The organism is Siphonobacter sp. BAB-5405 (assembly GCF_002872335.1).
Classification (GTDB): Bacteria; Bacteroidota; Bacteroidia; order Cytophagales; family Spirosomataceae; genus Siphonobacter.
Genome location: NZ_NJAG01000002.1, coordinates 58,261 through 71,789 on the forward strand (window position 1 = coordinate 58,261; position 13,529 = coordinate 71,789).

The window sequence follows — 13,529 nt, forward strand, 5'->3', positions numbered from 1 at the left end:
CATGTTACATAATCATCAGCAACCCATAAGCAAATTCTGATGCCAGATGAGACAGCTAAAAATTTCTAAGCAGATCACTAACCGGGAAAGCCAATCGCTTGATAAGTATCTTCAAGAAATTGGTAAAGTGGATTTGCTCACCCCGGACGAGGAGGTAGAACTGGCTCGAAGAATTCGTGAAGGTGACCAATTAGCTTTAGAGCGACTGACCAAAGCAAACTTGCGTTTCGTGGTGTCGGTAGCTAAGCAATACCAGAACCAGGGACTTTCCCTGGGCGATTTGATCAACGAAGGAAACCTGGGTTTGATTAAAGCCGCTCAGCGTTTTGACGAAACGCGTGGTTTTAAATTCATTTCGTACGCCGTATGGTGGATTCGCCAGTCGATTCTGCAGGCTTTGGCCGAACAATCACGGATTGTACGTTTGCCTTTAAACCGGGTAGGTTCTCTGAACAAAATTTCCAAGACGTTCTCCGAACTCGAACAACGTTTCGAACGGGAACCTTCACCGGAAGAACTGGCCGAAGTACTGGAAATTTCAGCGGGTGAAGTGGTCGATACCCTGAAGATCTCGGGTCGTCACGTATCCATGGATGCTCCTTTCGTACAGGGTGAAGAGAACTCTCTGCTTGACGTACTGGAAAATGACGGCGAAGACAAACCAGATTCTGGTTTGGTGAATGAGTCCTTACGGAAGGAAGTACAACGGGCCCTGTCAACGCTGACCCAACGTGAAGCTGACGTGATCACCCTGTACTTTGGTTTGGACGGAAATCACGCCATGACTCTGGAAGAGATTGGAGAAAAATTCAATCTGACTCGGGAACGGGTTCGCCAGATCAAGGAAAAGGCCATTCGTCGCTTACGCCATACTTCTCGTAGCAAAGCCTTAAAAACGTACTTGGGTTAATTTCCTAATGTAGTACGGATACAAAAAAAGCCTCCACTCTGGAGCTTTTTTTGTATCCGTTGTTATCTATCCAATCAATCCTGTTTTCCTATAACTTTGCTGGCGTATGATCTTGCAACCCTTATTGGATCTGGCCGAACTTTGTGTACGCCGTGGGATTCATCACGCCGTCATTGCTCCTGGTTCCCGCTCCGCCGCCCTTACGCTGGCTTTCGCCCGTCACCCGCATATTCAAACCAAGGTTATACCCGACGAACGGGCTGCCGGATACATTGCCTTGGGTATGGCCCAGCAACTGGGCCAGCCCGTCGCACTGATTTGTACTTCGGGTACGGCCGCTCTTAATTTTGCTCCCGCTGTTGCGGAAGCTTATTTTCTTGGTGTACCTCTGTTGGTACTCACTGCCGACCGTCCCCCCGAATGGATTCACCAGCAGGATGGACAAATGATTCATCAGGATGCGGTATATGGCAAACACATCAAAGAGTCGTATTCCTTGCCCGCCGATTACGGGCATGTGGATAGTCGCTGGTTTATCGAGCGTACGGTAAATCAACTCATTAATAGTGCCCAGGAACAACCCCGGGGACCGGTACATCTGAACGTACCCATCCGGGAGCCCTTCTATCCGAAGCCCGACGAAACTTTTACCTACGGATCACCGCGTACCATCAACCGGGTTGTTGAGCAGCGAACTCTGCCGCAGGAAACCTGGGAAGAATTGATCGGGTTACTCGAAGATACCGACCGCGTACTGATTCTGGCGGGACAGCAGGTGATTAATGAATCCTTACTGGAAATTCTGGATCAGCTAAAAAATGAATTTGCCTTCCCGGTAGTAGGGGAGGTGATATCCAATTTGTCGAGTCATTCCTTCCTCACGCACCCGGATATTTTTCTGGGTAGTACGCAACCGCAGGATGAACGGTGTCCGGAAGTACTGATTACGTTTGGAGATTCCTTCGTGTCCAAAAATCTGAAGTTATTCTTTCGGAAGTATAAGCCTAGGTACCACTATCATATCTCCTTTCGTCGGGAGCTGATTGATCCGTTTCAAACGTTGACTCAGCAACTGGCGATCGAGCCGGAAGTCTTCTTTCACACATTGTTGGAAACGCTGGACTTACGAGCCTTTCGGCAGGGGGACGAAGACCGGGACACTACCTTTCTACAAAGCTGGGAAGTGGCCGAACAAAAGGCAGTTTCCGGAATTCGGCACTTTCTGCAAACCCGTGAAGCCTTCGGCGAATTTCAGGCCGTTGCTCAGGTCCTTGAACAAATTCCGGAATCGAGTCAGTTGCATCTGGCCAACAGTATGTCGGTTCGGTACGCCAACTATATTGGCCTGCCTCAGCGAGTAACCGTTTTTTCCAACCGCGGGACGAGCGGAATTGATGGCTGTATGAGTACGGCTGTAGGGGCAGCCCTTACTACTGATCAATTGGTTTTTCTTCTCATCGGGGATGTCGCGTTTTTCTACGACCGCAACGCCCTTTGGCATCCGCATGTACCGAGTAACCTGCGAATCATTTTGATCAACAATTCGGGGGGAAGTATTTTCCGGATGATTGATGGTCCGCGTCAGCAACCCGAACTCGAAACGTATTTTGAAACGAAGCACCATACCACCGCTGAACGCACAGCACAGGATGCGGGCCTGGAGTACTATGCCATTGCCAACGAACCGGAACTGGTAAAAGCCTTACCTTCCTTTCTAAACGAGGATAAAAAAGCTAAGTTACTGGAAATCAGCAGTGACCCTGTTGCGAATCAAAAAACCTTTGACCAGTTTAAGGAGCTAATGAAAGCGATGTAAGTGGTTTAGTAATGATTTGATTATAAGTAGTTTATGAAGACACGTAAGTGATGCTTTAGTAGTCATACGGCCGTCTGAGATTTTGATAGAAAGAAACTTTCCGGGTATTGATGCGGAATACCGAATTCTCAGCGTGGACAGAAATCCATCAGGAACAGCCTTTTGCTGCCTCGATGGATTTCTTTTCCTTTAACGTGGCCCCTTTCTTCCAGTACGTGCAGGCCTCCTGATTTTTTCCGCTGGCCTGGGACGTATTCCCCAGGTAGAAGTACAGGTTTTCAACGGACGGATCCATCCGTTCTGCTTTCTTCAACGCATCCATCGCCTGAGGGAATTGCTGTTTTTTGAAATAAAACAGTCCGAGGTTCCGATACGCCCAGGCGTTATTATCGTCCAACCGGAGGGAACGATCGAGTTCTGCTTTTGCTTCATCGAGCCGATTGAGTTCAAGTAAGGCATAGGCCCGGTTGTTAACGGAGTAGGCGAGGAGCTTGCCTTCCGTAAGCTTCACAGCCCGGTCCGCCCATTCGAGTCCCTTCTTCGGATCACCTAACATCGTGGTCACCATAGATAAGTTATTAACGGTACTCGGCTCATTCGGTCTGTATTTCAGCACGTTCTCAAAATCCTGCCGGGCTTTTTCGTATTCTTTGCGTAATACGTACACCCATCCCCGAAAAGCATACGTGGTATAGTCAGAAGGACGAAGCTGCTCTGCTTTTTGGAAAGAAGCCATAGCTAAATCCTCCTGACCGGTCATGTACTGGGCGTTTCCCAGGAATGCCCAGGCTGTAGAAGAATCGGGAATGAATTTTACGGCTTCTTCCAGGTCTCGTAAGGCATTCGCATAGTTACCCTGCATGGAGAATAGGTTCCCACGGTTCTGGTATGTACTGCCTAATCTAGGGTTGATCTTCAGGGAGTTATTCAGATCACTCAAAGCCTTTTCATAGTTACCCTGTTGAATGTATACCAAACCGCGGTTGGTTAAAGCCTCCGGAAACTCGGGTTTTTTCTGGATGGCTTCCGTATAAAACCGTCCGGCCTGGTCGTAATCCTGCCGCAGGAGCTGATCATTCCCGCGTAAAAAAAACTGGTAAGCCTCCTGATCACGTTGTTTTCCGCAGGCCGCCATCAAAAAAAGTAGGAATATTGAAAGGAGTGTTCGCATCTTCGTAGAAAGAAAGCCTTGAGTCTTTATTAATTCGTAAACTGTACGCTTATGCATTTTATCAGTGAAGTTCAACATCCGTCCTGTAAAATCAGTCTGTATTCCTGGAACAATCGCTATATCATCAAGATAGAGGCGGGGGCTCTGGAGCAGACCTACAAGATTAATGAATACGACATTTCTAGTGAGGAAGACTTAAAAGAATTGTTGACGGGTCCGTTTATCGACAAGGTAATGGCTCGTTTTGAATCCATGGCTCGGGACTGGGAAGAAGCCTTGGAAGAAATCGAAGATTAAGAGTAAAAAACCTAGACAAGCCTGTTTGCAACGGATAAACGACCTCTTTTGTATTTAGTATTATACTAACTAATGAATACTAAATGTTTTTTAGTAGGATTATTCGCTGTAGACAGGCCTTTTTCTTAGGCAGTTTCGGAGCCCAGCCATACCCATTTACTGAACAATTCTACTTGCTCCGGACTTGGGTTTTCGTTGCGAACAATGACTAGTTTTTGCAGGGAATTTGACTGCAGTTCCACTTCGAAAATCCGAACGATACCCGCCCGCCGAACTTCGATGAGTACTTCTTCACCCGGCTGTTTAGTTGCTAGGAATCGCGGCAAATCCGTAATCGGCTGACCATCGATACTGATCAGTTCGTCGAAGGCATTCAGGCCTGCCTGACAGGCGGGTGAACCTTTCAGTACATGCTGAATGCTCGGACGGCCGGAAGCCAGATGAATACCCAGATACGCTTGCTGAGCATCCAGTTCATTTTCTACATGACAACCTACGTATTGCAAGTATCGGTCAATGTCCAGCGGAGCCGTACCCCAGATGTAGTCCTGGAAAAAAGACTCCATGCTCTGGCCTGCGACTTGTTCAATGGTCGTCTGAATTTCCTGCTCGGTGAAGCCTCGATTGGCTTCCAGGTAGTACGTTTGGTATAACGACCGTAAGACATCATCCAGCGAACGTTCACCCGCCGTGGCGTGCAGAATCTCCAGGTTCAGTAAAGTGGTTACGGCAGCTCCTTTGGTATAATAAGAGCTCTGGCTATTGATCGAATTTTCGTTGGGTCGATAGTACTTGATCCAGGCATCCCAGCTTGCTTCCGCCAGCGACTGTATCCGTGTACCGGGCGTGTTCACCACGTAGGTAAAGTCGTTGGCTACATCGCTCAGGTATTTGTCTACGGAACTCAAGCCCGCCCGCCGAAGAATGTGATTGTCATACATACTGGTGAAGCCTTCGGCAACCCAGAGCTGGTGCGTATAGTTTTCGTTCTCGTAGTCGAAAGGCCCCAGCTCAATGGGCCGAATCCGTTTGACGTTCCAGAGGTGAAAATACTCGTGAGCCACCAGTCCTAGAAAGTTCGCATACAACGATTCCTGGGCGTACGTATTCCGGTTCGTCTGAAGGGTGGTACAGTGCAGGTGTTCCAGTCCGCCGCTGCCACCGGTTGTATGGTGTACGATGAATAGATACCGCTGGCAGGGGTGCGTACCTACAACCGTCAGAGCGGCTTCGCAGATCCGTTTGTAATCGGCTTTCAGTTGTTCTTCATCCACGGGAGCGTGCGTACCCACTAAGGCAATCTCATGAGGAATGCCACAGGCCTCGAAATGAAGTACCTGATGCGTACCGATCTCGATGGGGGAGTCTACCAGCAGATCATAATTCTCGGCCCGGTACGTAAAGGATTTTCCGGGTAGGGCAGGCAGAGCTACCGACACGCGGGTCCAGTCCCGGTACGGCTCAACGACCAGATCAGCGGGCTGATGCTTGAATTCGTCGGTATACAGGAAGGTAGCGGCTCCGGTAGCGTAGCCGTGTTGATCGTCCAGAAAATTCGTCCGTACCGTTAATTCATTGGCGTACAGGGCGTACGTAAGGGTAAGGTCATGGGTATCGTCGGGCAGGGAAACCCGCCAGACATTCTTTCGTATTTTACGAACGTCGGTTTTTACTCCATTCGCGTGTGCTTCGAGGCGGTCTAGATTCTTGGCGTATTCCCGCACCAGATAGGAACCGGGTGTCCATACTGGCAACTTAACATCAATGTACCCCTGCTTCTGAATGGTTGGATGAACGAATTCCGAAACGTGCATGGCTACCTGAAAATAATGCGTAGCAGGTTCCGGCATGCGGAGGGTATACTCTATATGATTTTGACTCATGGAATCAGGCACAGAAACGAAACCGCAGAGAAAGAACACGACACAGACGAAAAGTCGTTGAATCATATCGGTTTTGTATTTCTTTGCGTTTAAACCGTGAAAATAGTCCAACTCTTTGAACACTCCGCCGTTTTATTTGTCTTTTTTTGTAGGTTTTTCATCCGTTCCGCTGAATCTCGGGTAGAATCCGCTGATTTCGGTTTGACAGTGAATGAATTAAACCGGGTTTTTCCGTATATGTTCTCGTAAGTAAAGTTCCGGATGTTAATCAATCAGCCTATTTCTATGCGTACACGTCGCTTGTCCCTGGTGGGATCGTGCCTACTATCGCTGTATTCGGGTCAGGCTTTGTGGGCCCAGAATACACTCAATTACACCACACCCGATGTACATTATCGATCTGGTATCGAGTTTGTCGAAAAGAAAAACTACGCCTCCGCCCGTCAGGAGTTTCAGCGTTTCCTCGAAACCAACAAAGGCCTGCTGACGAGCAATGACCTTAATGCCGTCAATGCGGAGTACTACATTGCCATGTCGGCCCTGTATCTGAATCAGGCCGAAGCCGAAATTCTGGCCGAGCGATTCATCAAAAACCACGGGGACCATCCGGCGGCCCGTCAGCTTTACGCTGATTTGGGCAATTTTTATTACAACAGTGGCGATTATGCGAAAGCCATTCCGTACCTGGAGAAAGCCAGTGGTACCGAAGCCGCTTTTAAACTGGGGATGGCTCAGTACTATAACCAGAACTACGAAGCGGCTCTGAAAGCCTTCGATCCGGTGAAGGTGGGAGGAAGTGAATACGCGTCGGCGGCCAGCTATTACTCCGGCGTCATTGCCTACAACAAGGGCAATTATCCGGCGGCCATTTCCGATTTTCGCCGCATTGAAAACTCCAAGGACTTTGGTAATGAAGTACCCGGCTGGATTGCCCATTCGTACTATCGGCAGGGCCAATACGATCCGCTGCTGAGCTACGCCGAGCCCATTTTACGGAAAGGTAACAAATCGGGCAAGCGACTCGACGAGTTGTCGTTACTGGTTGCCGATGTCTACTTCCAGAAAGGAAACTACGCCAAAGCAGCCGAGTACTATAAAATGCACACGAACTTCCGGGGTGGTAAATTGCCCGTTCCGGCGGCGTATCGGTATGGGTATTCCCTGTATCGCCAAAACGATTTCAACGGAGCCATCGCTGCCTTGAAACCGCTGGCCGCTTCGAAAGATACCGTGGGTCAGTATTCGTCGTACTACATGGGCATCAGCTATCTGAATACGGAAAACCTCCAGTACTCGCTGGCGGCTCTGGATCAGGCCCGCAAACTGAGCTTCAATACATCCGTACAGGAAGATGCGGCCTTCAACCACGCCAAGGTACAGCTGGATCTGGGTAATGGAAATGAGTCGGTCAAGGAATTCGATCAGTTCATCAAGACGTATCCCAACAGTGCCTACCTCAACGAAAGTAAAGAACTACGGGGGGAAGGCTTACTGCTTTCCAATAACTACGCTCTGATTCTGGATTATCTGGACAAGGAGCGTAACCTGACGGTCAAACAACGCAATCAGTACCAGCAGGCGGCCTACAACCTGGGCATTAATGCCTTTAATGCGGAACGTTTTGATCAGGCCATCGTCTCGTTTGATAAATCACTGAAGTATACCGACAATCGGGATCTGTCCGTTGCCGCCCGTTTCTGGAAGGCGGAAGCCATATCCGCCCAGCAGAAGTTCGCCGAGGTGATTCCGCAGTATACCCAGCTCATTGCGAGTTCGGATAACTCGACCATTGTTCCTGATTTCCGCATCCGGAGCCGATACGGACTAGGTTATGCCTATTACAATACGCGGGAATACGATAAGGCTTCTACGCAGTTTAAAGCCTATACTGACGCCGTTCGGGGACTGCCCGCCGAAGATCGCCGGAATTACGAAGATGCCATGATTCGGCTGGCCGATACGTATCTGGTGGCCAAACGCTACGATGAGGCCACCCGGATTTATGATCAGGTCGTCGTGACCGGAAAGTCGGACAAAGACAATGCTTTGTACAATAAAGGAATTTCGCTTCTCTACACGGACAAATACGCGGAGGCCCGTACGACCCTCAACCAGTTACTGAATCAGTATCCCAATTCCGCTTACGTGGATGATGCGATGTTCCAGCTGGGAATGGTCGAACTCAACCAGCAGAACTACACGGGTGCCGTAAGCCAGTTTACCCGCCTGATTCAGCGGCAACCCCAGAGTCCCATTCTGCACGCCGGCTATCTGCAACGGGCAATTGCCTACAGTAACCTGAAGAAGTACGACGAAGCCATTGCCGATTACCAGGTAATTCTAACCAAGTACGCTACCTCCAAGAGTGCCGAGTCGGCTTTATTGGGTGTACAGGATGCCTTGAATTCCGTGGGTCGTCCGGAAGAGTTTAGTTCGATCATCAAGGGTTACGAACAAAGCAATCCTTCGGATGGCTCGTTGGAGAAGATCAAGTACGACGCGGCCAAGAACATGTACTTCAGCGAGAAATACGCTCAGGCCATTACCGCCATTCAGGAATTTCTGCAAAAGTATCCCAACAGTAGCTCGGCTCCCGAAGCTCTGTATTACCTGGCGGATTCGTACTATCGCACCGAAGACCGTACCAGTGCTCTGCAGTACTTCTACCGCGTTATCCGGGATAATAAGACGCAGTTTGTCGGACGGGCAGCTCAACGGGCGGCTGAGCTGGAATACCAGAACGAAAATTACCGGGGAGCCGTCAGTAACTACCAAACCCTGTTACGTAGCTCCACCAACAAAAAGGATCAGGTGGCCGCTCAGCTGGGTTTGATGGATGCGTATTACAAACTCGCCAAGTACGACTCTTCTTCCGTATACGCCAAAGACGTGATCAACGGAGGAAACGCCGTGATGGGTGCTCAGAACCGGGCTCAGCTGTTTTCGGGTAAGATTGCCCTGGCCCGGAATGATTCGAAGAAGGCCATCGAAGAATTTGAGAAAACGGCTAAACTCGCCAAGGATTCCTACGGGGCCGAAGCGATTTACAACGTAGCCCTGATTCTGTACAAGGAAAAGAAATGTAAAGAATCCCGTGATAAGATTATCAATGAGCTGAAAGAGCAGTTTACCGATCAGCAGTGGATTGACCGGGGTTTCCTGTTGCTATCGGATGTGTACGTCTGTCTGAACGAAGCATTCCAGGCCAAAGCTCTGCTCAATACGATCATCGAAGGAGCCGAGGATAAAACCATCGTGGAGGAAGCTCGCAAAAAACTGGCTGCTCTGAAATAAAACCTATCACTGAAGATCTTTGTATCGAACTATGAGTCATCACATCACAATTCGCCATTTTATCCACTCGCTGGGACTGGTGAGTTTACTGAGCGTTGCGGCGGTTGCTCAGAATAAAGGAAAAGTTACGCCAGCGGAAGGCGAAATTCAATCGGGGGAAATTGATATTGTCCGCGAGCGGAAAATCTCGTTGACGACCCAAAACCGGAACTTCGAGAAAATTCCCGCTAGTCAGGCCGCCCGTCCCAACCGTCAGCCCCTGAAGTACCAGTTCACCGATCAGAAATTGATGGTGGCTCCGCAGAAGTTCAATCCCGTCGTGACGGAACTGCCCAAATCGCAGAATGATGAAGCTTTGTATAATTCCGAAGTGAAAATTGGAGCCGGGAACTACGGACGCTTCTACGCGGAGGCCAATGTGAATTCCCGGAATGACCTGCCGTATGGCATTAACATCAAGGCTCGTCATAACTCCACGGCTACTGGTCCCGTAGATGGTCGTAACTCCGGTACGAGTCAACAACTCATTCAGGTGGGGGGTAAGTACGCCACGAACAGCTTCAAACTCGACGGTAGTATTGGGTACGATCGCAATCAGTTTTACTTCTACGGTTATCAGCGGACCCCGGAAACGCCCACGCGGGAAAACATCCGGCAAACGCTCAATAACTTCAACGTAGGGATTGGTATTGAAAACACGAAGAAGGACGCCGTGATTGATTATTCGATCAAGACCCGCTTACGGACGCTGAGTACCTTCACCCAGGCGAATGAATACGATTGGGGTACTAATCTGAAGGCTACCTTTCCCATCAACGCTCAGTTCTTTGCTCACCTGGCCGGTGATGCCTACGTAACCCAGCGGAATGATTCATTAACCAATAGTCGGAACTTATTCCGCATCAAACCGACATTCCAGTACCGTACCGATCGTTTTAGCGTACTGGCGGGAATCAACGTTGTACACGAAACGGACAACCTGAACGAGCTGACCAAACCCACGCATGCCTATCCCGTGCTGGAACTGGATCTGATGCCCGTCGAGGATATTCACATTTTTGCGGGTTATCAGGGAGACGTACACCGGAATACGCTGGCCAGCCTGACTGACGAAAATCAATTCCTGGCTCCTAATGTTCGACTGCTGAATACGGAGAAAGTACACGACATTTACCTGGGTACGAAGGGACTCATTGCGGGCGGTTTTAGCTACGAGGCGAAGGTGTCTTTCGGTCGCTACCGGAATCTGTATGTCTTTAATAACTCGGGTCGTGATACCTCCCGTTTCGAAGTTCTCTACGATCAGCCCCTGGACCGAGGGATGTCTAATGTCATCAATGTATCCGGGCAACTGAACTACCAGCACGAAGACTGGTGGCGGTCCTTCCTCAAGTTCGATGTATACGGGTACGAACTCAAGCAACTGGAAACGGCCTGGCACCGTCCGAACTTCACGGCTACCTGGAGCAATACGCTTACCTTTAATAAGAAGCTGATTGTAGCGACGGATTTTTACGTGATCTCGGGTCTGCAGGGACGTAATCCCGTTTCGCAGCAGGTTCGTAAACTACCGGCCATTTTTGACCTGAACCTGCGGACGACCTATTTGATCACCGATCGGATCTCGGGCTTTGTGGGTATCAATAACATTCTTGGTAAAAACTACGAACGCTATCAGTACTACAAACAGCAGGGGGTGAACTTCCTGGCGGGCGTATCGTACCAGTTTTAGTGAAAGATAAACGGGTTTATTTTTTATAAATTTTTAAGTCCGCTCCTTGAGCGGACTTTTTTTGTAATCCGCTGAAAATGCGTACCCTTAGCCCAGATTACTTCAATGGTTAGTGGAGTAAAAAAGGCCTTTATGAGCCCGGAAGGGAAATTATTTCAAAAATGCGGTTTGATTTTTGTGGTAGTGTAGCCTACCTTTAAACCTTGAAATGACCTGCCTGACCGCAGTCCTTTCAAAATCAGCTATTCACGGTTTCAACCTCGCATAATCGCATGGCTACTATTCCTGAACACGTCAAAAAACTGCTTTTCGAACAAGATTGCGTCGTTATCCCGGAATTCGGGGGCTTTATCGGCAATTTTGATTCTGCGACGTTTTTACCCAGTGGCTCAGTCTTACCACCGCGGAAACGGCTCGTGTTCAACGAGATGTTACAGTTTGACGATGGTTTACTGACCAATTATGTAGCTACTGTTGAAAATCGGTCTCGCGAAGAGGTCAAGGTAAAAGTGCGGGCATTCGTGGATCAGGTACGTTCGCAGATTCGCCAGCAACAGCAGTATCAATTTGATCAGCTGGGGGTGTTTACGCAGAACGTGGAAGGTAAGCTGGTGTTTGAGCCCGCTGGAAAGATCAATTTCCACGGAGAAAGCTTTGGATTAGGCGAATTTACGCCGGCGTACAAGCGAACGGCCAAAGCTGCGGTAACTCCTTCGACGGCTCCAGCGATCCTGGAACCCGAAGTAGAGGAATTACCTGCCCCGCTACCGGTAAGCACTACGCCCGTGAAACGATTAAGCCGTTGGGCGGCGGCGGCCGTTGTTATCATGGCGGTGACGCTGGTAGGAGCCTGGATGACGGGTCAGCATAAAACGACACTGAGTAGTATGAACCCCGTATCGGCCCTTGATTTCTCCTGGTTGAATGCGAAAAAGGCGGAGAGCGTAGCGGTCGTACTGCCCAAACAGCCGGCTCAACCCATCGCAGTAGCTCAACCCGTGGTGAAGCCCCAACCCGTAGTAGCTGCTCCCGTTGCAGAAGAGGAAGTAAAAGTAGCCAAGAAAAATACCATGAAGTTCCTGGTGGTTCCGTCCCGGGTGAAGACACTCGAAGGAGCAGAAGTGGCCAAAGGATACTATATCGTAGCCGGAAGCTTTGGTGGAGTGAAGTCAGCTACGGTGATGAAGAAACAACTGGAAGGCGATGGGTTCCGCGTACAGATGTTCCGTCCCCGCAAAGGTCTGGTGAAAGTAGTCGTTGGCGATCAGTTACCCACCGCGGCGGCAGCTCAGGAAAAGGCCCGTAACATTGGAAATCATTTTCATAACAATCTCTGGATTCTGAAATCGTTGGCTGACTAAGCCTCGAAAATCGATCCACGACTAAAACCAAACTCTGCCGGGTTTGGTTTTTTGTTGGTACAGGATACAGGTCTGTAACATTTTGATCAAATTCGCGTTCTTAAAAAAATAGTTGAATCGGTATGAATACAACGGCCCAAATCGAACAGGAAGAACGGAAAAATCGCTCGGTGGCTCTGGGAGTCACGACGGTCATTTACGTTCTTTTGTTTTTGCTGTTATGGTTCGTGGGGATGTGGAAATTGACGCCTCCACCCGAACCGATGGTCGGCATTGAGCTAGCGAACCTGGGCAACGGGGTACTGGGCAGTGGCGATATACAAACGCACAACAAACCCAGTCGTCTACCCAATCGGGAGGAATCAAAGCCAGCCAAGGAAGAGGTACGCGAAGAACGTACGGTACGCAAACCCGAAGTAAAGGAGGTCGTACCCGTTAAGAAACCTGTGGTAAAAGCTCCGGAAGCCCCCTTAAAGACGGCTAAAACGGAAAGTCCGGTGAAGGTGGCTCCCAAGCCCGAACCAAAAGAAACGAAGCCCGTAGAAACGAAAGTAAGTGCTCCGGCCAAACCCGCTGAAAAACCTGTCGAACAACCCAAAGTGGATACGAAGGGATTGTACGGGAAAGCGAAATCAAACGGCACGAATGGGACGAGTGACAATCCGGGGGGCAACAATAATGGCCCGGCGGGTAATAAAGGCGTAGGCGATTACGGCAGTCCAGACGGTAAAGTAGATGGCCGGGGTCTCTACGGCAAAGGAACTGGGGGCGGGGGTGGCAATGGCTCCTCCCTGAGTTTGACGGGCTGGACCTGGAGCCGTCGTCCGAGTCCGCAGGGACTGACTTCGGATGGAAAAGTAGTCTTCCGTATCAAAATTGATGAAAACGGGAACCTGATTTCCAAATCGGTCGTGGAAAGTACGCTTAGTCCGGCCGACGTACGAAAATGCGAACGAGAAATCGAACGCCTGGACTTTGTACCGACCAACGCTTCCGGCAGTCGGGCCGCTCAGTCTTCAGGAACGATTACCTTTGTCGTGCGTTCACAATAGAAAATCAATTCAT

General features: G+C 49.6%; 9 protein-coding genes. 7 read left to right on the forward strand and 2 right to left on the reverse strand.

Going from position 1 to position 13,529, the window contains the following annotated elements; all coding sequences use genetic code 11:
- The first annotated feature begins 46 nt into the window (after nucleotides 1–46).
- Together BWI97_RS01350 and menD are read left to right on the forward strand one after the other, a co-directional pair.
- On the forward strand, nucleotides 47–910 hold the full coding sequence (locus tag BWI97_RS01350; protein ID WP_094810398.1) for an RNA polymerase sigma factor RpoD/SigA: 864 nt from the start codon (nucleotides 47–49) through the stop codon (nucleotides 908–910).
- Nucleotides 911–1,016: 106 nt separating this feature from the next.
- Nucleotides 1,017–2,726, forward strand: coding sequence for a 2-succinyl-5-enolpyruvyl-6-hydroxy-3-cyclohexene-1-carboxylic-acid synthase (gene menD, locus BWI97_RS01355; RefSeq protein ID WP_102199761.1), 1,710 nt, complete (start codon nucleotides 1,017–1,019; stop codon nucleotides 2,724–2,726).
- A gap of 148 nt (nucleotides 2,727–2,874) precedes the next feature.
- Here the strand turns inward: menD and BWI97_RS01360 are convergent, their stop codons facing one another.
- Entirely contained in the window at nucleotides 2,875–3,897 is a 1,023-nt protein-coding gene (locus BWI97_RS01360; protein WP_233207719.1) for a tetratricopeptide repeat protein, read from the reverse strand.
- Nucleotides 3,898–3,948: 51 nt separating this feature from the next.
- Between BWI97_RS01360 and BWI97_RS01365 the strand changes: the two genes are divergently transcribed.
- Entirely contained in the window at nucleotides 3,949–4,194 is a 246-nt protein-coding gene (locus BWI97_RS01365) for a hypothetical protein (RefSeq protein WP_094810392.1), read from the forward strand.
- Nucleotides 4,195–4,319: 125 nt separating this feature from the next.
- Here BWI97_RS01365 and BWI97_RS01370 read toward each other — a convergent pair whose 3' ends face one another.
- Nucleotides 4,320–6,143 carry a M61 family metallopeptidase gene (locus tag BWI97_RS01370; RefSeq protein WP_146010835.1) on the reverse strand — a complete coding sequence of 608 codons (1,824 nt, stop codon included), beginning with the start codon at nucleotides 6,141–6,143 and terminating at the stop codon, nucleotides 4,320–4,322.
- Between the two features lie 219 nt (nucleotides 6,144–6,362).
- Here BWI97_RS01370 and BWI97_RS01375 point away from each other — a divergent pair, with 219 nt between their 5' ends.
- The 4 genes from BWI97_RS01375 (at nucleotide 6,363) to BWI97_RS01390 (ending at nucleotide 13,516) form a co-directional block, all read left to right on the forward strand.
- Nucleotides 6,363–9,371, forward strand: coding sequence for a tetratricopeptide repeat protein (locus tag BWI97_RS01375; protein ID WP_158242657.1), 3,009 nt, complete (start codon nucleotides 6,363–6,365; stop codon nucleotides 9,369–9,371).
- Between the two features lie 31 nt (nucleotides 9,372–9,402).
- Nucleotides 9,403–11,103, forward strand: a complete 1,701-nt coding sequence (locus BWI97_RS01380; protein ID WP_102199764.1) for a hypothetical protein — start codon at nucleotides 9,403–9,405, stop codon at nucleotides 11,101–11,103.
- 272 nt (nucleotides 11,104–11,375) lie between these two features.
- Entirely contained in the window at nucleotides 11,376–12,464 is a 1,089-nt protein-coding gene (locus tag BWI97_RS01385; RefSeq protein WP_102199765.1) for an SPOR domain-containing protein, read from the forward strand.
- 122 nt (nucleotides 12,465–12,586) lie between these two features.
- Nucleotides 12,587–13,516 (forward strand): hypothetical protein, encoded by a 930-nt coding sequence (locus tag BWI97_RS01390; RefSeq protein ID WP_094810382.1) that lies wholly within the window; start codon nucleotides 12,587–12,589, stop codon nucleotides 13,514–13,516.
- Nucleotides 13,517–13,529 lie beyond the last annotated feature (13 nt).